This window comes from Leeuwenhoekiella parthenopeia (assembly GCF_020782115.1).
Classification (GTDB): domain Bacteria; phylum Bacteroidota; class Bacteroidia; order Flavobacteriales; family Flavobacteriaceae; genus Leeuwenhoekiella; species Leeuwenhoekiella parthenopeia.
Map to the genome: position 1 here is coordinate 185,534 of NZ_JAJGMW010000002.1, position 22,295 is coordinate 207,828.

Sequence of the window (22,295 nt, forward strand, 5' to 3'; positions counted from 1 at the left end):
GAAAATTAATTTTTTCGAACATTTTTTCACTAATTGGCTAGTTTCAATCGGATTTATATTACCAATTTTAACTGTTATTATAAGCAGAACTTTTCCAATTACTCAATAATACTCCACTATGTGTGTATTTATTATAAGATTAAAATAATATTTAGCCGATTTTTCCTTTAAGGTAAGTGAGCTTCAGCCTTTTTTATGAAATACTATTTTATTGCTTTCAAAAGTGAAAAATAAAAGGCTTTGGCTTTAGAAAAAGTTTTACCTCTTTCATAGCTCCTCAGGAGCTGATTTAGAATTATACTTCATTTCCTTACGGAAATCGACCGTTTTTATCTTCGCCATTACCGCCAAATACAAAGATTTCTACACTACACTGTCAGTTGGAGTTTAAGCCTAATCTTTAGCATATTTTCACAAAATACATATCGTCATTTTCTAATTAAAGACCAGCGCACCTTTATTCAGCCAAGAACGCCTATTTTTAAATTAACTTATAAACTTTAGTCTCGGGCTATGCCTCAAAATAAACTCAGTATCGCCTTTTACAACCTCGAAAACCTGTTTGATACCATCAACGATCCCAATATTTTGGATGATGCGTTTACTCCAAAAGGGGAATTAGGCTGGAATGCTTCGCGCTATGCGGAAAAGCTTACTAAGTTGTCTCGGGTTATTGCTAAAATTGGAAGGGCTGAAACAGGCAGCGCACCGGCTATTTTGGGTGTGGCAGAGGTCGAAAATAAAAAAGTTCTGCGCGATCTGGTTACTACCGAAGCTTTACAGCATCTGCATTACAATTTTGTACATCACAATTCGCCGGACGAGCGGGGTATTGATACGGCGCTGTTGTACCGGAAGGATGTTTTTGAAGTTTTTGAAAGCCGAAGCTACAGCCTTCATATATCCAATGTTGAGGGTCTGCGCGATTACACCCGTGATATTTTATACGTTCACGGAAAGCTGGATGCCATCGAAGTTTTTATTTTGGTCAATCACTGGCCGTCCCGCCGGGAAGGGGTTGAACTTTCTAATCCCAAACGCATCGCGGCTGCAAAACGAAACCGGGAAATTATAGCCGAAATCAACGCGCGGCATCCTGAAGCCCGAATCCTGATTATGGGTGATTTCAATGATGATCCACAAAGTGAAGCGGTGCGCGAGTATTTGGTGTCGACTGATTTTTACAATCCGATGATTTTCCTGCTTACCCGCTACGCAGGTTCGTTAACCCACCGCGGAGACTGGTATTTGTTTGACCAGATTATCCTTTCACCCAACTGGATGAAAGCATACGACAACCCTTTGGAATATGTAAAGTCGGTCATCTACAACCCCGAATATCTAAAGGAACAGGAGGGCCGTTTTAAAGGCAATCCCTTACGCACCTATGCCGGTGATAATTATCTGGGCGGCGCAAGCGACCACTTTCCGGTATATGTGGTGTTCAAAAAAGAAAATTAATCTGCCTTCTTGGGGTTGCTTTTTTTCTTTGATGGTGTTTTCTTGCCCCCGTCTTTTTTAAGGGTCGGTTTATCGGCTTTTGGTTTTTTTTCGGGCATCGGGCCACGCATATGAATGACGAGACCATTAAGGAAATTCCGTAAAAACTGGTCGCCACATTCCACGTATTTGGGATGATTTTCATTTCTGAAAATAGCGCCAAGTTCACTTTTGGTCACCGCAAAATCAACCAGGGCACAAATTTTTACAATATCATCATCCCGCAATTTAAGGGCGACACGTAGTTTTTTAAAAATATCATTGTTAGATAAGGCCATGACTTAATGTATTTAGCTTGTATTATCGATTTCAGATTACCGGGTAAAGGTAGAAATAAAAAACTCCTCATTTTCAGAGGAGTTTTTAGGTCGGCTAATAAATACGGGTTGTTTGAAGAGACGCTTATAGAGATTATCTGCTTCGTTGATATATGGGCACTTTAAGGCCTACATATACATCTGCTCCTTTAGAGCTTTCAGAAATTAAATTTGTAAGAATCGTACTTGAGCCTAAAGTCAAAGGCCCTGCTCTAAGCCCAAATCCCCAGGCAAAACCATCATACTGTCTCATACTTAATGGCATGTAAGCACTAAACCATTTACTTTCAAAACGAGGCGAAAGTGTTGCTATATTAGCAATTCTACTGGCTTGTTGGGATTCAGGCGAAACCAGTGATAGTGAGGTTTGCAGGTTCAAATAAAATTTATTTTTGAGATGGTAATCTGCTGCAATATGCATTGCTGTGGGCAAACTGATTTGTGCAGTTTCTACGGTCTCCTGACCATCAAAATTGTCGCGTAATATTTCATCAATACCTTTCTCATTAAACTCAGCTTCAGTAATGACTGCGTTAGTAGCAGAATAGTTGCCTATAGTGCTTTCATCATAATTTATAGAACCTAAATCTGTAACCGAAAGCCCTAATTTAAGTTTGTACTTATTGAGACCACGATTGCCCAGATTAGCGTTATCGGGTCGCCATTCATAAACCACTCCAAAATCTGCCCCAAAACCTGAAGAGGTATCTGTAAAGTCAAAATCCTCTTCATCTGTTGTTTGCCCGTAGTTTACGTTTCCGTTTACCGTAACATTTGCATTGGTAGAGGAATACTGGCCCGTAAGATTTGAAGAATTAAAAAATGCACCGCCACCACCGGCTAAATACTTTAAAGTTACTCCTCCTTTAAGAAAGTGAGATTCTTTGTCCATTAATACTCTTCCGTAGACTAAACCTACTTCGGCATAGGCGTGCAATGTTCCGTTAAGGTTGTTAAGGTCAAAAGTAAAATCTTCTTCAGAATCAAAATCGTCTGCGATGCGTTGAAAAAGTTCACCGTTTGCATTATGTAAATTGTAAATACCACGTACACGTGTGATCAGACCCATACTACTTTTTGGATTCAGGTTAAACATAAACGAAGGTCCCATTACGTCTACATTTGAATAGAAATTGTTAGAATTTGTAGGATTTAAATCAGCATCTTCTTCAAAATCAAATCCATCGTCGTTTGCATTAAGGCTGCTTGAACTGATGCCTGCATAATCGTTGCCAAAGCTTACCCCGGCCGAAACTAAATTGATATCTGCACGCATTCGTGAATCAAATACATTTGCAGGATTATACATGACCCCGTGAATGCCCGAATAGTTATCTATACGGTGGCCTATATAATTTTGCGCTATGAGGTTTGTAGATAAAAAAATACTAAAAATCGCCAGAAAAAATAATTTTTGTTTCATAAGCTTAGGTATGTAATTCAAAATTAAAGGTTTGTATCTGAGCTAAAAATACCCAATATCTGGTATTTTAGGATAATATTAAGAATTTTAAAAGTCATACTTGCGCTCCAGAGCATAGCGCAAAAGTTCGCCCTTTCCCTTTAGCTCCAGAATGCGCATCATATTTTTACGATGCGTATCTACAGTGTGTACACCTATAAAAAGTTCGTCTGCAATTTCACGGGAAGTTTTACCCAGGGCGATGTACCGCAGAATTTCAACCTGGCGTTTGGTAAGTAGTCCGCCTTTTTCGGAAGCGTTGTTTTCAGCCTCAATAAGACTTAGGTCGATTTGAGAATCAAAATAGGTTTCTCCTGAAGCTACTCTTTGAATGGCCTGTTTTAGGGTTTCAAGGCTTGAATTTTTAAGTACATAGCCCGAAGCGCCGGCATCGAGCATTTGCTTAATGGCTTCGGTCTGATCAAACATGCTAAAGGCGATCACACCGGTATCCGGAAGTTGATTTTTAATATGTTTTGTGGCTTCAATGCCGTCCATTTTTGGCATTCGGATATCGGTTATGACCACATCTGGCTGGTATTTAAGTACCTGAGTAACCAGATCCTCCCCGTCATTTGCGGTGCAAACCAACTTGATTTCTTCCTGCTCGGCCAGTAGTAAGCTGATGCCGTCTATAAGCGATTGATGATCTTCTCCTATTGCTAATTTAATCATAAGGGTAAGTCTATAATTACAGAAGTTCCTTGACCGGGTTCAGATTCTATTTCTAAAGTTCCGTTGAGATGGGCTACGCGTTTATCAATGGCGTTTATACCCATACCTTCACTGCGTTTGCTGATTTGTCTGGGATCAAAGCCCACGCCATCATCTTCAACCATAATATTGAGTGAGTCGCCATGGTTTACAAGATGTATGGTGAGCGTTTTGGCCTGAGCGTGTTTGATCACATTAGTGATAAGTTCCTGGATGATGCGAAAGAGGCTTAATTCAAGACTGTTTTCGAGGCGGGTGTCCATTCCGTGGGCCTGTACATCTATTTGAAGCCCGTTTAACTGCGAGATTTTGTGCGCCAAATCTTTAAGGGCTTTAAGTAATCCCTGATTGGCAATCACCCCACTGTTCTTGGCGTGTGCAATGGTGCGTACTTTAGCATAAGCCTCATCAAGCAGTGTATTGGTTTTTTGATACAGATCTTCTGAAGGAGCGTTTTTAAGGGCTTCAAAGTGCATACGTACATTTGTCATTAAAGCCCCAAGATCATCATGAAGTTCACCGGCTATACGGGCGCGTTCTATTTCCTGACCTTCAATCATGGCGTCTATACTGGCGAGTTCCTGATCTTTTAACAGATTAGATACTTTTTGCCGCTCCAGGTCTTTTTGCTGTTCTGCCAGTTTGCGCTTCTTTTGACTGTTTTTAAGAATTAAGGAGCCAATTATCAGGGCAATAAGCAATAATGAGCCTAATGTTATCGCAATGAATAGAAAGCGCTTTTTGTTTTGTTTTTCAATGATCAGATCATTCGCTTTTTTTTCGGTTTCGAGTTCTACCTGAAGTCTTGAAATCTCGAGCGAATTATCCCTGAAGTTGATATTGTGTCCGGCTTCTACGTAGGTTTTGTAATGTGCCAAAGCGAGAGAATCTTCACCCATACCTTCATAAAAGAGAGAGCGGTAATATTCAACAAAAAACCTGTTTTTCAGTGAGTCCTGCGGATTGTAGCAGCAAGAAGCCTCTTTCAATTTTTCTAGTGCGGAAGCAGAATTGCCCTGCCTGTGTTTTAAATAGGCCAGTTTAGTAATTGCAGAAAACCGACTATCCAGATAATAGGGCAAATCACCCGACGCTTCAATTACTTTTTGATAGTAGAATTCTGATTTTTGATAATTTTCCTGAAGTTCATGGTACAATGCAATTTCAAGATATAGTTTGGGCAATAACTTGCAGTTGGCCTCAAGCTTTGGGATAAACTCCTCTAAAACGGAAGCATTTTTATAATAAACAGACTTGATGTCGATCTCCGAAGAGTAAAAAATCAATTCATAGATTTTGTGAAGAACGGTATCGTGCACATCTTCTATAAGATCGCGGTACCTATTTAAAAAAATGTCGTAGTTATTGTTATTTCGGGCGATTTCGTGATGAAAATACTGCAATATCGCGAGCAGTACCTGTTGTTGTAAAGGCTTATAGCCGGTTTGATCTGCCAGTTTTAAGGCTGAATAAAAATAAGGATAGGCCGCAGTGCGGTCTGAAGCAAAATAGAACGCATAATAACCCCGTGTAAGAAGACGCATGCTTTCCAGAAAAGGATCAGAAATTTCAGCAGACTCAACAATCTCACGGTAGTCTGAAGCATTTCCGGTAAAGCCTTCGTAAGTGAGATTTGCAAAATTCTCAAGAGCCGTTTGATAAACCGGGTTTTCTAGCTGTTCTATTTGAGAAAGCGCAGCAGCATATTCCAGCTCCTTAAGATTTTGAAAGTACGAATTTAATATATCCCGATTGGTTTGTTGCCCTGACGCAGTCAGGATCTTAAAAACTATAACAAAGCAGGGCAACAACAATCGCATTAGATCAAAACTTCAAGCTCAGACATCATACACCGCGCTCCAGGAGCGAATAGGGCGGTTTTAGTTTTAGAATCTTTAGTGGTCAAATCATCATAGTCTGGTCTCGGCTTTGTAAAATGACCATCGCGGTAATAGCCTTCGATTTCAAAAACTCCGTGATTTATACCTTTTGGAAGTTTTTCTAAACGGCGTCTAAATACTAAAGTATCTGATTTCGATTTCCGAAACTTAGTCAGTTTTTTACATTTGATTTCCTTCGATATGTTTCCCAAAGCTTTAAGGTGTAAATCAATCTGCCCTGTAACTGAATTATAGATAACATCTTCCAGACCTATATTGAGTACTCCCTTGTAATTTATAATATGACAGGTGATATCTTTGATCTCTCGTTCCTCCTTGTGGGTCCCAGCTTCAGTTTCTATAACTGCATAGACGGCGAAAAAAGTACCGTAGAGCTGTGATGCGTAAACCAGCTGGTTGAAAGTGTTAGAATTATCGCCTAGATAAACAATGCTCTTGTTGTTTTTAATTTTTTCCATAGTGGAAAGGTTTATAGTTTTTCGAAATATAGAATTCTGGTGCTTTTGAGACTATACCCAATACCCGGTATATTTAATGTTGCAGCGTATCTATAGTCATCAATCCCTGCGCCTCTTTGACCTCCTGTTTTAAGTGATCGAGGTAGAGGATTCCGTTTAGATGATCTATTTCGTGCTGAAAAACCACCGCGGTAAAATCTTCAACCATTTCAATTTCGTGCGTGGCATCAGGCTTGTCGTATTCTACCATAATGGCATAGGCACGGCTTGAAAGTGTATCGCGCCTGCCGGGGATAGAAAGACAACCTTCGGGGCAATCCTGTTTTTTCCTGGAGTATTGTTTAATCACGGGATTGATGATAACTTCAAACGGAAAACCGTCTTTATCAAAACGCTGCACCCACGCGATATTTTTAAGAACACCCACTTGTGGCGCGGCAATGCCGGCACCCAGAGACAGGCTGTCGCGTACCGTGGCGTACATTCGGGCGATGAGGTTTTGAAGCACCGTGTCTTTGGGATCTACCTTTACATATTCGCTGGGGGTGCGCAGCAAAAGGGAATCACTTTCGTTAGTGATTTTAAAGACACGCATAGGCGTAAGCGAATCTGCAGCCATAATCAGGTTAACCTGTTCGGCATTGAATTGGGACGGAATTTCAGGTTGTTGCTTTTTAGTATCACAGGCCAAAAAGCAAACCATAAGTAACGAAAGGAGTATAGTTTTAGTCAAAATCAGGGAGTTTTAGTTTCCTAAAAATAGCACTTTTACTCGGTATCAGATTTTTAATCTGCCGTAATGCTAATATTGTCAAGCTGATAGGTGCCGTCTGAAGCTTCAGCACCACTACCGGTATATCTAAAAGCCACGTAAGCGGTTTCGCCACTTGCACACGAAAGCCTTACAATCCCCGAACTGTACCAGTCGCCAAAAAAATCCTGATCGCGTATCACAAAAGCATCTTCCAATACAAGCCAGGTGGCCTGCGTAATCCCCTCGGTAGTACCGTCCCAGTCGGAGCTAAAGAGTACGTCGAGCTCACTGTTATCGGCAAAACTGCTGCTCGTTTCAAACCGGATACGCACTTCGGAAAATGTAGTAAGATCTATAGACGGAGTGATCAACCAGCCCACACTCAAGGGGTTGCCCGATTGATACGAATCAATTCGTGCTGAAATCCCCTGCGAGGCATTCGTTCCTGTCGCGGTATACGCTTCCCAGGCCTGCGTGCCGTATTCGATAAAGTTCGTCCACCCGTTGCCCGTGATAAACGTATTGCGGGTTTGCGTCTGAAAGTTGTCTTTAAAGATCACCGTACCGCCTTCGGTTTCAGCGAGGCCGCACTGCAACTCCGCCGGGTCGCAGCGGTTTGCGCCGGAAAACGAAAGCGCCTCCACGGTATTGATGCGCAAAATGTAAAAATCATCGTAAAAATCACGGGACAGAATGCCGCTGATGCTGCCGCGACCTTCCGGAAGGGCGACCGATTTAAATTTGGCAAAGGTACTGGTGCTGACTAAAGTCGTGCCGCGAGGCTCACAGGTTTCAAGCAGGCGTATGCCGTCAAATTCATCGTTGGCATCACCGGCAAAGGTTTTAGGGCTTTCGCCCAAAACTTCCCGACGGTTAAACTGTGCATCATCAAGGCTGATGTACAAATTTTCCAGATCGGCAGAAAAGTTTGCAATTGTAACGGGCAACGGAATCAATTCGGCAACTTCGGTACTTCTAAAAACCGTTTTAGGAATCAGCGAAGCCGGAATTTCAGTAATCCCGTTCCCGTCACGAATGCCCAGTTGTACCACCCCATTTTCTTCGGCTACCGCCAGACCATCCAGCTTTACGTAGACTTTTCGCCCCGGTTCATAAACGGTATACAAAGCGTTTTGATTCAACTGCAGTGTAATGCCGGCAGTAGGATTTTCAGGAGCATCCTGAATGATGAGTTCCCGAAAAAAATTTCCCGCCACATCGCTGCTCGTGACATAGCCTGTGATGTAAGTATCTGTGTCACTATAGCTGATGACCGGTTCGCTGCTTTGCGCAAGATTGCTCAAAACCGAGGCAATACTCACCGCCGTACCATCCGGTACGATTTCATTTTCGTTAGATTCGGGCACTTCAAACTCGGTTTCCACACAAGCCGTAAAAGCAAGTAGCGTGATGAGCTGGTAAAATATAGGTTTCATCTAGTTAAATTTTATCAGGAATTAGGGTTCAGTTATTTAATTATTTAGGCGGGTAATGACCCTTATTTGCCAAATGCCCACTATGGGCTTTCATAAGCATTACTAAGTTTTAGTTTGTTTGTTAGCCTTTCGCGAAAGCAAAACTTCAAAAGCGTACATATACATTGACATAAAAAGTGGTTCCATAACCCGTAAAATAGCGGTTGCCAAAAAGCGGCAACTCCCGGTTGGATTCCTCGAGCAGACTGCGGTAATCACCCACTCGCGAATCTTCAAAACCGCCGGTTTTATAACGGGTATTTAAAAGATTGTTGACCAGGCCGAAAAACCCTATGGTGTAATCCTTCACCCGCCAGGATTTGCCACCCACGAGATTTACCAAATTGTACGGTGGTATTTTTTCCTGCTGAAGCAAAACACGGGCTTGTGCGGGGTCGTAGTCATTAAAGGGCAGTCCGTCAAAATCGGTACTAAAAGCGTCTGAACGCCGTAAGTAACTCACGTCAATATAGGCATCTGCAAAGCGGTTGAAGCTGGCGCCCAGCCACCAAAAGTCCGGATCGCGGTAGTCAAACCCCAGTTGATAGGCCTGCTCCGGGCCGTCGGCGACATGGTAATTGTTCAATTTGACGTTGCCATCGCCGAAAATGACGGGTTGCTGCGCAAGCGTTGTGGTATAATAGACCTGTGGGTCTGAAGTGTATTGATAGTTTCCGTAAGCGGCTACAGCTTTAAAAGTTAGCGTGGGTAAAGCTTTGAACTCCACTCCGAACTCTGCTCCCAGATTGCGGCGGTTGATGCCGGTCGTGATTTCCTGAACGAGGGCATTTCCCTGCTCGATTTGCGGGGACTGCAACGAACTTGTGTAGAAAAAAGACAATTCGCTGCCCCGTTTAAAATCGATGAGATAACCGGTGAGCCTGAGTTTGAGCGACGGACTTCGGTAGATGTAGCTGAGATCAAGATTGGTGATTTGCTCTGCGGAAGCCTCATCAATAATGTCGTTGTTTTGCCGGGCATTGGTAAACACGGTATTATAAGGCAGTGGCTGAGTGAGCAAACCGGCGTTGAGTAAGGCAAAGTGCTTACCACTGAATTTATAGGTAAGTCCGGCCTTGGCACTTGGCGTGAAAAATGCCACAGCATCACTTTTGCCCAAAGACCGGTTGCCGGGATAGTATCCGTTTTCATACAAGCCTTCGCGTTGATAGCGGGTTTGTTGCAGCTCGATAGCGGCATAGGCGTCTATTCGTTTTAGGGTGGCCTGCAGTTGCACAAAAGCCTGAAGTTCGCTGGCCAGTATCCTGTAATTATACTTGTAGCGGTCGCCTTCCTGCACGAGACGGTTTCGGTTTTGCAGGTCGCTTTGCGCCAGGTCTCCACCGGTTGTGGCATCATCTTCGGCAAAGCTGTCGATATCCAGCCAAATGCTTCCGCCTAGAAGATCGTCGAGCTCGGCGTAATTTTCACTCTTTAATCGCGTAGCCGAAAACCGCCCGGTGAGTTTCAGCTTTTGGGACAAATCGGTATTTAAAATCGAAGCGATTTGCAGCATTTGATCCTGATTTACATCATTCTGAATGGCGTAAACAGCATTAAGACCGGTTTCTGAAGCGACACGATTTGCCTGATACAATGCATCCCAGTCGAGCTGACCATACTCTACAAATGCCTCGCGGGCGAGATAGGCATTCTGGTAATTGGCTGCGGTAGGATTGGAGAAGCGCAGGAAATAGCCGGGTAGATTCTGATAATAATTGGGTGCCGGGTTGCGCGCACCGCCCAGAAATGTATCTGTGCCGTCTTCGGTTTTGACGAGGGTGCTTCCGGTGTTGTCAATACGCGAATTGCTTGTTTTTCCCCATTGATACGCTACACTGGTGGTAAGGGTATTACGCGAACTGAATTTCCAATGGTGCGAAAGGATCACGAGGGGTTCGTCAATTCCGCGTAGGCGGGCATTGCGTATTTTTCCATCCTGATAACCCCAGTTGGGATTGTATTGATTGCCTTTGAGATCAAGCACTTCCTGAGTCAGTGCTGTGCTGCGACCCCTGCGATTTGGGGTGTAAATGGCAGTTAGGTTAAGGCTGTGCTTTTCGGAAAGCTGTTTTTCAACCGCTGCAAAAAACGAATTGGCGTCATAAAGCGTTCCCTCAATATACCCTTCGTTACCAAATCGGCGCGATGCCAAAGTGGAATATGCCCAGCCGTTTTGCGACAAACCGCTGTTGTAACTGGCCATAATGCGCCCGGTATAGCTGCGATTGGCTTGGGCATAAGACACCCGGCCACCGCGACCTAAAGAAGTGGCGTTCATATCAAAGTGCAGCGTACCTGCCGGGCCGCCAAAACTGTAATCACCGGGCGCGATGCCGGGAGTGAATTCGCGGTTGCGCATCACATCGTTAAGGCCGCCCCAGTTGCTCCATTGCGGTCTGCCGGTGCTCAGTTTGTTGAGCTTAATCCCGTTGATGAGCACACTGCTATACTGACTGTCAAGGCCACGCGGTCTGAAAAAGGTACTGCTAAAATCAAAAGCGGCGGCATTACCAAAGGCATCATTGGTTGCGCTAAGCAGGGGCGAAAGTATATCGTCGCGCTGCTCTTCGTTGTTGAGTTGCAGGTCTGATAAACTGATTAAGGTGAGGTTTTGATTGGCTTCAGCAAGGTCGATCTCTAACGGAATGTAATCGAGTTCGATACTGCTCCCGGGATTGAGCGTCACCGGCAGCTGAAGACTGAAATAGCCCGAAGCGCTAAAGCTTAGGTTGTAATCTCCCGCTGGCAATTCGCCCGTAAGTTCAAAACTGCCGGAAGCATCGGTTGTGGTTTCAATCGATGTGCCGGTAAGCTGCACACGTACTTCAGGAATTCCTGCAGCGTTGGTCGCATCTTTTACACTTCCGCGAATGCGAAATTCCTGCCCCTGAGCGCATAAAACGCCCAACAGACAAAGGCCAAAAACCAAAAATTTGTACACAGTGAAAAAATTAGATTTTTCAGCGGGGGCGTACACAATCTAAAGTAGAAATTAATGTAACTTCATAAGGCTTATTTAGTTAGCCGATGCGAAAAATTCGATTAAGTGTTTTGAGCCTGCTTTGCTGTAGCCTTTTTGAGGTGCTTTACGCCCAGGAACAGCGCGATTTTCAACTGGTCACGATTGCTTTCTACAATCTGGAAAACCTTTTTGATACCGAAAATGACCTGATCACGTTTGACGACGACCGTACTCCTGACGGGAAAGATCACTGGACACCCGAAATCTACGCCGACAAACTCGCTAAAATGGCTGAGGTCCTGCGGCAAATAGGTCCGGATGAGACTACAGATCCTCCCGCACTTATTGGCGTTGCCGAAATTGAAAACCGAAAAGTGCTGGAAGCGCTGGTCACTCAAAACATCCTGAAAGCCTTTGATTACGGGATTGTGCACTACGATTCGCCCGACCGGCGTGGGGTGGATGTGGCTTTGTTGTATCGAAAAAGTCTTTTTAAGCCTGTAAGCAGCAAAGCTTTTGAGCTTCCGCTTTACGATCCTGAAGAAAACAACAAACGTATATATACCCGCGACCAACTTTTGGTTAGCGGAGATTTGGCAGGCGAACGCGTGCATATTTTGGTGAATCACTGGCCTTCGCGAAGTGGGGGCGAGGAGCGCACCCGGCCCAGAAGGGAGGCTGCTGCAGCTTTAAACCGAAAAATCATCGATTCGATTTTGAGTGTGGAGCCCTATGCGAAGCTTGTAGGTATAGGGGATCTAAACGACGATCCAAAAGATGCCAGCCTCAAAAAGGTGTTGAAAACCAAAGGTAAAATTAAGCAAACCGGACTGCTTGATCTTTACAATCCGATGGAAGAATTGGCTAAACAAGGTCTGGGCAGTCTGGCCTACCGCGACAGCTGGAATTTGTTTGACCAAATAATTATAAGTGCGGCCTGGCTGGAGCAGGATTATTCCGGGTTTAGTTTCTACAAAGCGGGAATTTTCAACAGGAAATTCTTGCAAACCCCATCGGGACCTTTTAAAGGTTATCCCTTTCGCAGTTTCGCCAACGGAAGCTATACCGGCGGATACAGCGATCATTTTCCGGTTTATGCATGTTTTGTGAGGGAAGTTAGGAAGTAGCGTTGGTTTTCTCCTCTTCAGGATTGGTGGCTAATTCGATCGCTTTTTTTTTATCGGCTTCCAGTTGCTTTTCTTTTTTACGTAAAGCCTGCATCTCTTCGGTATGGGCGAGTTTGGCGTGCGAACTGGGAACGATTCGGTGTTTTTTAACGATGGCATACTGCACGGTAATTTCGGCACCAAAAAACAAAATAAGACAGGTATAATTTACCCAAAGCAACACCAGTACAACAGAGGCGGCACCCCCATAAACCGATGCGGGATTGCTGCTCGAGAAGTAAATACCCAGTAAACTTTCACCAATTAAAAACAGGATTGCGGTAATACTTGCGCCTAAAATCGTGGTTTTATATCCCATTTTTACATCGGGCAAAATTTTAAACATCGCGGCAAACAGGCTTGCGATAAAAATAAACGAAACCAAAAACCTCAGAATATCAGCAAAAATCACGGTCACCTGAGGGGCAAAGTTGCTGAGGTATTCGGTAAAGATGTTGAGCAGCACGGTGACCACAAAAGCGACCAGCAACATAAAGCCAAGAACGAGTACCATCCCAAAAGCAATAGCCCGGTTGATGAGCATACGTTTGAAGTTTTGCTTTTTCTCGGTCACATTCCAGATGGTATTCATCGTTTTTTTCATCTGGAAGAATACTCCGGTAGCACCGTAAATTAAGGCAGCAATGCTGATGATGAGCGTTATCCAGTTGTCGTTTTGCAGGGTCACGTTACTGATGATTTCTTCAATAGATTTTGCGACTTCGGGCGAAATAAAGCGCGCAATCTCATCGTGAATACGTCCCTGTACGGCTTCGGCGCCAATAAACGTGCTGGCAATCGTGGTTACAATCATCAGCAGCGAGGGCAGCGAAAACAGCGTGTAATAGGCGATTATCGCGCTCTTGGCGAAAGGATCGTTACGGTCCCAGGCTACATAAGTCTCCTTCAGAAAATTAAAAAGACTTTTAGCGTTTTTGGTAATGCGGCCGGTTAAACTACTCATTGCCGATGTAAGGTATTAAGATGTAATCCAGCTCGTCAACACCTTTGATGCTTAGCGTGAGTTCGTCTGTGCGATCAGGATAGCTGCGCAGCAGAGTTGGGATCACGTTGCCGTTGTAATTTGCGGGAAGCTCTTTTTGAGTTTCCTCAAATTGCCGATCACAGGCTGCCGCGATTTTAGCATAATCATTGAGACTGATGTTGATTTCCTGATGGTAGCCTTCATCATCAAGACCATCAATAGTATCGTCTTCAGAAACCGGATCGTAAATAAATTTGTTTTGGCTTATGGCGTAGGTGTTGCCTTTCGTATCTATGTAGGTATAGGTGGGGGCGTTGGGTAAGGTTTTTTTGCTTGTGGTAAATCCGGGCGTGGCACCACAGCCGGTAAAAATTACCAGAATAAAAAGGCTGAAATAATATCGTATTGGAGTGCTCACCAGGTATAGAGATTAGGTATCGAAATTACGAAAGCACCCGCAGCAACTTCTGGCGTTTAGGCTTAGTTTAACGTTTTTGGGTTCAACTTTCAGAAATAATTGTAGTTTTGACAAACTTGAAAATACCCCCTAAATGTCAGACTTCTGGTTCTATTTTAAGATTGGTCTCGAGCACGTACTCGATTACAAGGCCTACGATCACGTGCTTTTCCTTATTGTACTCACCGTTCCTTATGTATTTAAAGACTGGAAGCGTGTGTTTTTACTGGTAACGCTGTTTACTCTGGGTCATACGGTATCCTTACTATTGGCAACATACGGTGTGGTGAGCGTAAACCGAAACATTATCGAGTTCCTCATACCGGTCACCATTTTTGTGGCAGCATTATATAACGTGTTTACCGCCGGAAAGGGCGCCAACAAAGACAAACTGGGCGTGTTACTTATTACCGCGCTGTTCTTCGGCCTTATTCACGGTCTGGGATTCTCTTCGTTTTTTGTACAGCTTACCGCGCATTTATCAAGCCGATTGCTTCCGCTTGCCGAGTTTGCACTGGGTATCGAAGCGGCTCAGCTTATCATTGTACTCATTGTGCTTATCCTGGGATTTTTGGGACAAACGATTTTTCGGTTTTCAAGACGCGACTGGATGCTTTTTATTTCAGCGGTGGTAATCGGGATGGTAATACCTATGTTAATAGCGAATTATCCGTGGTAAACTATGTTTTTTGGGATGAGAAGCAGACTAAGTTTTTTATCTTCGCAAGCTCAAAGAATCGCACACCTGAAGTGCAGGTATCTAAATATTTATGCCTTCAATTACAAAAGACAAACAGCTCAAATACGATATTGCATACTTACGTATGGCCCGGGAATGGGCTAAACTTTCCTATTGTCAGCGCAAGCAGGTTGGGGCACTTATTGTAAAGGATAAAATGATCATTTCAGACGGGTACAACGGTACACCTACCGGTTTTGAAAATATTTGCGAGGATGACGAAGGCTATACCAAATGGTATGTGCTTCACGCCGAGGCAAATGCCATTTTAAAAGTTGCCTCTTCCACCCAATCCTGTAACGGAGCTACCTTATACATCACGCTTTCGCCCTGTCCCGAATGCAGCAAACTGGTGCATCAGGCCGGGATCAAACGCGTGGTGTATCACGTAGGCTATAAAGATCCCAGCGGAATTGATTTTTTACGAAAAGCCGGAGTAGATGTGGTGTGTATAGAAAACATTGACGCGTAATGGGAGGCTATCAAAAAAAGTACCTGCCCATTTTTTTCTGCATCGCAGTTGTGATAGGCATCGCTATTGGTAGTAAACTCAATTATGGCGCTGCATCTTCAACGATTTTAGGCGGAAATTCAAAAAAGGAAAAGCTTAACCGGCTCATTGACTACATCGATTATGAGTATGTAGATCCTATAAATACAGATAGTATTGTTGACGTTACGGTAAACGGAATATTAGAAAATCTCGATCCGCACTCGGTTTATATTCCTCCAAGCGAGCTTCAGGAAATCACCGAAAGTATGAAGGGTGATTTTGTAGGTATAGGTATAAGCTTTTACGATTATAACGATACCATAACCGTTACCCGTGCGCTGCCCGGTGGTCCCAGTGAAAAAGTGGGCATTCGGGGTGGAGACCGCATCATAGCTGCCGACGGGAAGTCGCTTACCGGTCGAACCGTCATAAGCGATACGGTTGTGAACCAGCTCAAAGGTAAGGCGGGCACGCTTGTAAATCTTACCGTGCTCAGACCCGGAACAGATAATCTGCTCAATTTTAAAGTAAAACGCGATGTGGTGCCGCTTAAGAGTGTTGACGCGTTCTATATGCTCACCGATACGTTGGGCTATATCAAGGTTAATCGCTTCGCGGAAAGTACGCCTGACGAATTTCACGCCGCCTTGCAGAATTTAAAACGAAAGGGAGCCAAAGAACTGGTTCTTGATTTGCGCGGAAACCCGGGAGGTTATATTTCGGCAGCAGAAAAAGTAGCAGACGAATTTCTGGAAGATGACAAGCTTATTTTATTTACCAAAAATAAAACCGGAAAGATTGAAAATACCTTTGCAACGGGTGAGGGCGATTTTGAGACGGGACAGGTTTATGTACTCATCAACGAGAACTCGGCCTCTGCCAGTGAAATCGTAGCCGGTGCCCTGCAGGATAACGACCGCGGTGTTATTGTGGGAAGAAGGTCTTTTGGTAAAGGGCTTGTGCAGCGTGAAATGGATCTTGGAGACGGCAGCGCTGTGCGTCTTACGATTGCCCGTTATTACACGCCTACCGGAAGAAGCATACAGCGCCCTTACGATGAAGGTAATCAGGCGTATTATGAAGACTACCTGAAACGCTATAAAAACGGGGAGATGCAAAGTGTAGACAGCATCAGCACGGCAGACAGTTTAAGGTATGTGACCCCAAAAGGGAAAGTGGTGTACGGCGGCGGCGGTATTATTCCTGATGTTTTTATACCGAAGGATACCAATTACGAGAAAGAAGCCATCATCTACGCGTTGCGCTCGGGTGCTATGTCGCGTTTTGTTTTTGAGTTGCTTGAGAAACGCCGCGTGTATTACAACAGTCTTTCGTATGCGACTTTTGAGCAGGACGTCGATATTACCGATGCAGATGTGACCGCTTTCGTAGGATATCTCAATGACCGTAATTTAAAAATCCGGATAAAAGATTACAAAAACGATTTAAAGCGTTATATTAAAGCCGTGATGGCTCAACAGCTTTTTGGTAATACTATTTATGAAAAGCTGATTAACGATGAAGATCCTGCCATTGCTAAAATTAAGGAGTTAAGCCGTAGTTGATATGATTATCATCGCATCTATTTTCGTGTTTTGCATCGCTGCTGTTTTTCGTTTGCTTGATAACAGTGCCGGCATCCTCATCTCAAACGGGATTTCGGTGAGTCCGTTTTACCTCTCGAGACGGGAGATAAAAGAACAGATGAAAAAAATAAGTGATAAGTCACTGCGCAGAAAGCTAAAGCGAACCCTCTTTTTTCAAAGGCTGCACAAGCTGTTCCTTATTCTGGCTATAGCCACTTTTGTTGTAGGGATTGTTTATGAATTCTTCAATCCCACACTAGTCTCCTTACTGTAGGCGCAATTAGCGTTTTGCAGAACGTGCTTTTCTGTTTTTTTCGGCAATTTTTCGCGAAAGCATCAAAATGACCAGTAACAAAGCTGCACACAGGCAAGCTGCTACCGAAATGACAGCGACCATACTGTCTCCCGCCAGGGGTGCGGCATAGTCAATTTTGGTAAGGTTAAAAATAAGTAGCGCGCCGGCCAATCCCAGCAAGATATAAAGAGCAATTTTCATAGTTAACGTATTGCGGTTCCGTGCGGTGTTGAGCTGAAGGCTTATTTATATTCAGATCTTTAGAATAGTCCTTGAATATTTGTGGTAAACAGCTTTACCGCCATTGCCAGCAAAATTACGCCAAAGATCTTGCGTATGATGCTAATTCCCTGTTTTCCCAGAATTTTTCCGATTTTTCCTGAAGCTTTCAGAACCAGATACACAAATAAAATATTGATAATTATGGCAACGATGATGTTTTCAACCTCGTATTCAGCGCGAAGCGAAAGCAGGGAGGTCATCGTACCTGCGCCTGCCACAAGCGGAAAAGCCAGAGGTACCACACTGGCGGTTTCGGGCGCATCATCTTTATACAATTGAATTCCTAAAATCATTTCGAGGGCGATAAAGAAGATGATAAATGCCCCGGCAACGGCAAATGAGTTTACATCAATACCTATAAGATTCAGAATTTCTTTCCCGATAAACAGAAACATAACCATAAGTGCTGCCGCTACAATAGAAGCCTTCTCACTCTGAATGTGGCCTACTTTTTCGCGTAAGCCAATGATAATAGGGATACTGCCTATGATGTCAATAATGGCAAACAAAATCATGGTTGCCGTTGCGATTTCTTTAATGTCGAAGTTCATACCTGTGCTTCTTTTTTTGAGGGCGCAAAATTACGGCTATTTCTTTGAATATTAATCAGTTTTGGGTTTAGATTTAACAAATACTTAGTCTCGTAAAGTCAAACTTAAACTGAAATAAATTCCGGGTAATTATACTTGGGTTAAGTTGTGGTATTTACCGGGTTATACTTAAGCCTTAAGTAATATAAGTATTCTCACCTAAAACGTATCTTTGCGGCATGTTTCAGATAGATAAAACCATAGTTTCAGAAGAAGTCATACAGAAGGATTTTGTGTGTAATCTTTCAGCCTGTAAAGGCGAATGTTGTATTGCCGGAGAAGCAGGTGCGCCCCTCGAGCCCGATGAGGTTGCTATTTTAAAAGCTATTTACCCTAAGGTGAAGCCGTTTTTAAGACCCGAAGGGATAAAAGCCATCGAAGAGCAGGGTACGCATATCAAAACCGATCTTGACGAACTCGAGACCCCGCTGGTAAACGGTGCAGAGTGCGCTTACGTTACCTTTACCAAAGATGGCGTGGCTTCCTGCGGTATCGAAGATGCGTATAATGCCGGCGAGGTAGATTTTAGAAAACCCATTTCCTGTCATTTATACCCCGTGCGTTTGCAGGAGTATTCCAGATTTACCGCGGTAAATTACCACAAATGGCCTATTTGTGACGATGCATGCACACTGGGTAAAGAACTGCAGGTGCCGGTTTACAAGTTTACCAAAGATGCTCTGATCCGTAAATTTGGTGAAGCATGGTACGAGGAACTTGAGGCGGTGGCCGACCATTTCAGAAAAGAGGATGCAGAGTAAACTTCCGGGCGATCAGGCTTCGATATTTGCCGAAATGACCGGCCTTGCTGTTGAGCATAACGCGCTTAACCTGTCTCAGGGTTTTCCGGGTTTCTCACCAGACCCGGTATTGATTGATTTGGTGAGTAAGGCTATGCGAGACGGCTACAATCAATACGCGCCGCCTGCGGGTCATTTACGCTTACGCGAAAAGATTAGCGAACTTATTGCTGATTTACGGGGAAAAATTTACGATCCCGAACACGAAATCAATCTGACAGTAGGTGCTTCGGAAGCTCTTTATGTAGCGATTACGGCATTTGTACATCCCGGAGATGAAGTCATCGTGCTCAAGCCTGCTTTTGACTGTTATGAACCAACCATCAAATTACAGGGAGCTACTCCGGTTCCCGTTCAGCTGGAAGCACCTTACCTACAAATCGATTGGAATGCCGTTGCCAATGCGGTCACCTCAAAAACCCGAATGATCATCATCAACAATCCGCATAACCCAGGCGGAATGGTCTTTAAAGATTCAGATTTAAAGCAGTTAGAAGCGATTGTTAGGGATACTAACATTTTGATTTTAAGCGACGAGGTATATGAGCATATGGTTTTTGACGGAAGAGTTCACCGGAGTGCAGCTTCCTATCCCGGCATTGCCGAGCGGGCGTTGATCACGGCTTCTTTTGGAAAAACCTTTCACACCACGGGTTGGAAAATGGGATATTGTCTGGCGCCAAAAGACTTGATGCGAGAATTTAGAAAAGTACATCAAAATCTGGTTTTCAGCATTCACCATCCTACCCAAATTGCCTTGGCGCAATACCTGGAAGAACCGAAGCATTATTTGGGCTTATCTGAGTTTTATCAGGCTAAGCGGGATACGTTTCTAAATGCATTAAATCAAAGCCGTTTTACTTATACTCCGGCAGAAGGAGCGTACTTTCAGATCATGGATTACAGCGCCATTACCGATGAGCCCGCAGTTGATTTTGCCAAACGCCTAACCCGCGAACATAAACTCGCGAGTATACCGGTTTCGGTATTTAATGTAAACCACCGCGATGATCATTTGCTTCGGTTTTGTTTTGCAAAAGCAGAAAAAGACTTGCTAAAAGCAGCAGAAATCCTAAATTCGATCTAGCAAACGGCCTCGTGGTTCAATGGATAGAAAGGCCCCGAAGCGTCGGGGTCCTAAACTTTAGATTTTTAGGGAAATAATGTAACATACAAATTGGCCTCATAGTTCAACGGATAGAATAGAAGTTTCCTAAACTTTAGATCCAGGTTCGATTCCTGGTGAGGCTACGAAGTAGGTTTTAGACTACATCAGATAAACGTTAAAATAATGATATACAGCGTTTTAATATTTTTTGACATTTTTTGATTTTAATTGAATTTGTGCTTTTCGTCGCGCAGATCGTCAACATTTTGTCAACAAAAATTATCGATTGATTTAGTCTTTTATCTACATATCACTGATTTGACTTTCGCAAACATGTTTCATTTAAACACGTCAAATCATGAGAACTACTTCAACATTTTCAGTCCTATTTTGGGTCTATGAGCAAAGAGCCAAAAATGGAGAAGCTCCGGTATACGCCCGTATATCTATTGATAACAAGAAACTGAACATCAGTTTAAAGCGAAAGGTAATCCTCTCTTTGTGGGATTCTCGGGCCCAGCGATTAACAGGAACAGATGCTTTTTCGTTAGAATTAAATGAATTTTTGGATCAGGAATATTCAAGGCTCTTTCAATGCTATCAGGAATTACGTATTGAAGGCAAGCTTAGAACAGTTGAGAATATCAAAAAGAAATACTTTGGAGAAGAAGGAAAACTCTATTCCCTAGAAGATATATTTGAATACCACAACACCACCTGCTTTTCCAAACTAAGCCCTAATACTTCACGGCTCTATATAACCAGCCAGAATTATGTACGCAGGTTCATCAAAAAGGAATACAATAGAACAGATTATTACCTGCAGGAATTGGACTATAGCTTTGTTATCAGGTTCGACAATTTCCTGAGGTTGACAAAATCAAACACTCATAAGAGAAATTTACAGCATAACGCGGTAATGAAGCATATACAACGTTTAAAGAAAATGGTTTCTTTAGCACATCGTTTGGAATGGATCAACAAAAACCCCTTTCTTAATTTTAAGTCTACGCTCGAGCCTCGAGAGCGGACTTTTTTATCGGCAGAAAACTTTAAAAAAATTGAGAAGATTGATCTTAAATCTAACCGACTTTCACGAGTGAGGGATTTATTTATTTTCAGTTGTTATACAGGAATAAGTTATGGTGATCTAGTATTATTGAAGTCTGATAATCTTACAATAGGAGTTAATGGAAAACTATGGATTGTAACCCGGAGAATGAAAAACGGCAATTCAGTAAAAGTTCCCCTTTTAAAGAAGGCCATTACTATATTGGATAAATACAAAAATGATATAGCGTGTGAAATCACCCAAACCTTACTGCCTAAAATTTCGAATCAAAAGGTTAATCAATATCTAAAAGAAATCGCTGAATTGTGTGAAATAAGTCAGGATGTTACTTTTCATTTAGCCAGACATACTTTCGCTACTACAGTAGCATTATCTAACGGCATGCCCATAGAAACCGTTTCTAAGATTTTGGGGCATAAAAAATTATCGACGACACAAATTTATGCTAAGGTCGTTGAGCGAAAATTAGGAGATGATATGGATTATTTAGAGCTTAAGATAGAACGAGTGGAAGCTAAAAACTGAAGCGCTTTTGAGTCTTAAAGAATATAAAGGAACCGGCATAGAAAAGATGATAATTAGACTGCTTCATTCGTGTCATTTCAACGAGTTTAGGAGGCCAACCTCCTGAACTGTACAGTAAAATTTGAAAGACTATTTTTAAATGCTACATTAAATATGTTCACAAATAAAATAGGAATTGGTAATTAAAATCACTCCTACAAAATTGACAGCATCGAAGTAAAAAGCTGCCATTTTAAGTAGCGTAGCGAATGTAAAATGAGTAGCAAGAGGGTAACACGCTGCGCGATGTTACAGATGCATAACTCATTTTATTTCAGCACTTTATATTTGGTAATTCTGCTTGTTTTTCAACAATTTGCGACAAATCCACTTTTAAGCCCTGTAAACAGGCAGATTTTTGCGACAAATCTTATTTAAATAGGAATAAAGAAGGGAAATTTAGATAGTCCTCACCACATTCCCCTGCACTGAGTTTCGGGGAAAGAGGTTCGTTCAGAAAGCCTTGAACACAGGTCAAAAAGGTCAATTTTACTGTATCAAATTATGTTAGCCATTTTTGACCTGAGTTCGCCGGGACATCCTAACCATAAATGGACAATCTTTAACTTTCGTGATTTATTTCCTATTTCAAAAACTCACTACAGCATACCT

At 43.0% G+C, this 22,295-nt stretch carries 21 protein-coding genes and 1 tRNA gene; 10 read left to right on the forward strand and 12 right to left on the reverse strand.

What is annotated here, in order from left to right; genetic code table 11:
* Positions 1-513: 513 nt before the first annotated feature.
* The gene (locus tag LLW17_RS02085; protein WP_228228609.1) at positions 514-1,461 is read left to right on the forward strand and encodes an endonuclease/exonuclease/phosphatase family protein; all 948 of its coding nucleotides are present in this window, start codon (positions 514-516) and stop codon (positions 1,459-1,461) included.
* Here LLW17_RS02085 and LLW17_RS02090 read toward each other — a convergent pair.
* From LLW17_RS02090 to LLW17_RS02125, 8 genes are all read right to left on the reverse strand, one after another.
* Positions 1,458-1,778 (reverse strand): DUF1456 family protein, encoded by a 321-nt coding sequence (locus tag LLW17_RS02090; RefSeq protein WP_228228610.1) that lies wholly within the window; start codon positions 1,776-1,778, stop codon positions 1,458-1,460. The two genes, LLW17_RS02085 and LLW17_RS02090, sit on opposite strands and share 4 nt — an antisense overlap.
* Before the next feature lie 133 nt (positions 1,779-1,911).
* A complete protein-coding gene (locus tag LLW17_RS02095; RefSeq protein ID WP_228228611.1) occupies positions 1,912-3,240 on the reverse strand; it encodes a DUF5723 family protein in 1,329 nt (442 codons plus the stop codon).
* Positions 3,241-3,327: 87 nt separating this feature from the next.
* Positions 3,328-3,954, reverse strand: a complete 627-nt coding sequence (locus tag LLW17_RS02100; RefSeq protein WP_228228612.1) for a response regulator — start codon at positions 3,952-3,954, stop codon at positions 3,328-3,330.
* Positions 3,951-5,813 (reverse strand): sensor histidine kinase, encoded by a 1,863-nt coding sequence (locus LLW17_RS02105; protein ID WP_228228613.1) that lies wholly within the window; start codon positions 5,811-5,813, stop codon positions 3,951-3,953. The genes LLW17_RS02100 and LLW17_RS02105 overlap by 4 nt, the downstream gene beginning before the upstream one ends.
* Entirely contained in the window at positions 5,813-6,352 is a 540-nt protein-coding gene (locus LLW17_RS02110) for a hypothetical protein (RefSeq protein WP_228228614.1), read from the reverse strand. The genes LLW17_RS02105 and LLW17_RS02110 overlap by 1 nt, the downstream gene beginning before the upstream one ends.
* Positions 6,353-6,425: 73 nt before the next feature.
* Positions 6,426-7,085 carry a peptide deformylase gene (locus tag LLW17_RS02115; RefSeq protein ID WP_228228615.1) on the reverse strand — a complete coding sequence of 220 codons (660 nt, stop codon included), beginning with the start codon at positions 7,083-7,085 and terminating at the stop codon, positions 6,426-6,428.
* Positions 7,086-7,138: 53 nt separating this feature from the next.
* Positions 7,139-8,542, reverse strand: a complete 1,404-nt coding sequence (locus LLW17_RS02120; protein WP_228228616.1) for a DUF5689 domain-containing protein — start codon at positions 8,540-8,542, stop codon at positions 7,139-7,141.
* Positions 8,543-8,687: 145 nt separating this feature from the next.
* The gene (locus LLW17_RS02125; protein WP_228228617.1) at positions 8,688-11,525 is read right to left on the reverse strand and encodes a carboxypeptidase regulatory-like domain-containing protein; all 2,838 of its coding nucleotides are present in this window, start codon (positions 11,523-11,525) and stop codon (positions 8,688-8,690) included.
* Positions 11,526-11,611: 86 nt separating this feature from the next.
* Between LLW17_RS02125 and LLW17_RS02130 the strand changes: the two genes are divergently transcribed.
* A complete protein-coding gene (locus LLW17_RS02130; RefSeq protein ID WP_228228618.1) occupies positions 11,612-12,673 on the forward strand; it encodes an endonuclease/exonuclease/phosphatase family protein in 1,062 nt (353 codons plus the stop codon).
* Here the strand turns inward: LLW17_RS02130 and LLW17_RS02135 are convergent.
* Together LLW17_RS02135 and LLW17_RS02140 are read right to left on the reverse strand one after the other, a co-directional pair.
* Positions 12,663-13,676 (reverse strand): YihY/virulence factor BrkB family protein, encoded by a 1,014-nt coding sequence (locus LLW17_RS02135; RefSeq protein WP_228228619.1) that lies wholly within the window; start codon positions 13,674-13,676, stop codon positions 12,663-12,665. The genes LLW17_RS02130 and LLW17_RS02135 overlap by 11 nt on opposite strands.
* Positions 13,669-14,115, reverse strand: coding sequence for a hypothetical protein (locus LLW17_RS02140; protein ID WP_228228620.1), 447 nt, complete (start codon positions 14,113-14,115; stop codon positions 13,669-13,671). The genes LLW17_RS02135 and LLW17_RS02140 overlap by 8 nt, the downstream gene beginning before the upstream one ends.
* A gap of 133 nt (positions 14,116-14,248) precedes the next feature.
* Between LLW17_RS02140 and LLW17_RS02145 the strand changes: the two genes are divergently transcribed.
* The 4 genes from LLW17_RS02145 (at position 14,249) to LLW17_RS02160 (ending at position 17,246) form a co-directional block, all read left to right on the forward strand.
* Positions 14,249-14,833: a HupE/UreJ family protein gene (locus tag LLW17_RS02145; RefSeq protein ID WP_228228621.1), complete on the forward strand. Its 585-nt coding sequence runs from the start codon at positions 14,249-14,251 to the stop codon at positions 14,831-14,833.
* A gap of 91 nt (positions 14,834-14,924) precedes the next feature.
* Positions 14,925-15,365: a deoxycytidylate deaminase gene (locus tag LLW17_RS02150; protein ID WP_262908920.1), complete on the forward strand. Its 441-nt coding sequence runs from the start codon at positions 14,925-14,927 to the stop codon at positions 15,363-15,365.
* Positions 15,365-16,951 (forward strand): S41 family peptidase, encoded by a 1,587-nt coding sequence (locus LLW17_RS02155; protein WP_228228622.1) that lies wholly within the window; start codon positions 15,365-15,367, stop codon positions 16,949-16,951. The genes LLW17_RS02150 and LLW17_RS02155 overlap by 1 nt, the downstream gene beginning before the upstream one ends.
* 1 nt (position 16,952) lies before the next feature.
* Positions 16,953-17,246, forward strand: a complete 294-nt coding sequence (locus LLW17_RS02160) for a hypothetical protein (protein ID WP_228228623.1) — start codon at positions 16,953-16,955, stop codon at positions 17,244-17,246.
* Positions 17,247-17,252: 6 nt separating this feature from the next.
* Here the strand turns inward: LLW17_RS02160 and LLW17_RS02165 are convergent, their stop codons facing one another.
* On the reverse strand, positions 17,253-17,468 hold the full coding sequence (locus LLW17_RS02165) for a hypothetical protein (RefSeq protein WP_228228624.1): 216 nt from the start codon (positions 17,466-17,468) through the stop codon (positions 17,253-17,255).
* 59 nt (positions 17,469-17,527) lie between these two features.
* Entirely contained in the window at positions 17,528-18,100 is a 573-nt protein-coding gene (locus LLW17_RS02170; protein WP_228228625.1) for a MarC family protein, read from the reverse strand.
* A gap of 218 nt (positions 18,101-18,318) precedes the next feature.
* On the opposite strand from LLW17_RS02170, the gene LLW17_RS02175 reads away from it, so the two are divergent.
* The 4 genes from LLW17_RS02175 to LLW17_RS02190 all read left to right on the forward strand — a co-directional run bounded on the left by LLW17_RS02175 (position 18,319) and on the right by LLW17_RS02190 (position 21,644).
* Complete coding sequence (locus LLW17_RS02175) at positions 18,319-18,900, forward strand: DUF3109 family protein (RefSeq protein ID WP_228228626.1); 582 nt, start codon at positions 18,319-18,321, stop codon at positions 18,898-18,900.
* Complete coding sequence (locus LLW17_RS02180) at positions 18,890-20,026, forward strand: methionine aminotransferase (protein WP_228228627.1); 1,137 nt, start codon at positions 18,890-18,892, stop codon at positions 20,024-20,026. Before LLW17_RS02175 ends, LLW17_RS02180 begins: the two co-directional genes overlap by 11 nt.
* Before the next feature lie 92 nt (positions 20,027-20,118).
* Positions 20,119-20,190, forward strand: a tRNA-Arg gene (locus LLW17_RS02185).
* A 215-nt stretch (positions 20,191-20,405) separates the two neighbouring features.
* Positions 20,406-21,644 carry a site-specific integrase gene (locus LLW17_RS02190; protein WP_228228628.1) on the forward strand — a complete coding sequence of 413 codons (1,239 nt, stop codon included), beginning with the start codon at positions 20,406-20,408 and terminating at the stop codon, positions 21,642-21,644.
* Positions 21,645-22,295 lie beyond the last annotated feature (651 nt).

What these genes read in the sequence shown, in the direction of transcription:
- LLW17_RS02180 (WP_228228627.1), top strand. Translation starts at nt 18,890, where the DNA reads ATGCAGAGTAAACTTCCGGGCGATCAGGCTTCGATATTTGCCGAAATG.
- LLW17_RS02190 (WP_228228628.1), top strand. Translation starts at nt 20,406, where the DNA reads ATGAGAACTACTTCAACATTTTCAGTCCTATTTTGGGTCTATGAGCAA.
- LLW17_RS02095 (WP_228228611.1), bottom strand. Translation starts at nt 3,240, where the DNA reads ATGAAACAAAAATTATTTTTTCTGGCGATTTTTAGTATTTTTTTATCT.
- LLW17_RS02105 (WP_228228613.1), bottom strand. Translation starts at nt 5,813, where the DNA reads ATGCGATTGTTGTTGCCCTGCTTTGTTATAGTTTTTAAGATCCTGACT.
- LLW17_RS02120 (WP_228228616.1), bottom strand. Translation starts at nt 8,542, where the DNA reads ATGAAACCTATATTTTACCAGCTCATCACGCTACTTGCTTTTACGGCT.
- LLW17_RS02110 (WP_228228614.1), bottom strand. Translation starts at nt 6,352, where the DNA reads ATGGAAAAAATTAAAAACAACAAGAGCATTGTTTATCTAGGCGATAAT.
- LLW17_RS02165 (WP_228228624.1), bottom strand. Translation starts at nt 17,468, where the DNA reads ATGAAAATTGCTCTTTATATCTTGCTGGGATTGGCCGGCGCGCTACTT.
- LLW17_RS02145 (WP_228228621.1), top strand. Translation starts at nt 14,249, where the DNA reads ATGTCAGACTTCTGGTTCTATTTTAAGATTGGTCTCGAGCACGTACTC.
- LLW17_RS02175 (WP_228228626.1), top strand. Translation starts at nt 18,319, where the DNA reads ATGTTTCAGATAGATAAAACCATAGTTTCAGAAGAAGTCATACAGAAG.
- LLW17_RS02170 (WP_228228625.1), bottom strand. Translation starts at nt 18,100, where the DNA reads ATGAACTTCGACATTAAAGAAATCGCAACGGCAACCATGATTTTGTTT.
- LLW17_RS02085 (WP_228228609.1), top strand. Translation starts at nt 514, where the DNA reads ATGCCTCAAAATAAACTCAGTATCGCCTTTTACAACCTCGAAAACCTG.
- LLW17_RS02160 (WP_228228623.1), top strand. Translation starts at nt 16,953, where the DNA reads ATGATTATCATCGCATCTATTTTCGTGTTTTGCATCGCTGCTGTTTTT.
- LLW17_RS02135 (WP_228228619.1), bottom strand. Translation starts at nt 13,676, where the DNA reads ATGAGTAGTTTAACCGGCCGCATTACCAAAAACGCTAAAAGTCTTTTT.
- LLW17_RS02100 (WP_228228612.1), bottom strand. Translation starts at nt 3,954, where the DNA reads ATGATTAAATTAGCAATAGGAGAAGATCATCAATCGCTTATAGACGGC.
- LLW17_RS02150 (WP_262908920.1), top strand. Translation starts at nt 14,925, where the DNA reads ATGCCTTCAATTACAAAAGACAAACAGCTCAAATACGATATTGCATAC.
- LLW17_RS02090 (WP_228228610.1), bottom strand. Translation starts at nt 1,778, where the DNA reads ATGGCCTTATCTAACAATGATATTTTTAAAAAACTACGTGTCGCCCTT.
- LLW17_RS02155 (WP_228228622.1), top strand. Translation starts at nt 15,365, where the DNA reads ATGGGAGGCTATCAAAAAAAGTACCTGCCCATTTTTTTCTGCATCGCA.
- LLW17_RS02130 (WP_228228618.1), top strand. Translation starts at nt 11,612, where the DNA reads ATGCGAAAAATTCGATTAAGTGTTTTGAGCCTGCTTTGCTGTAGCCTT.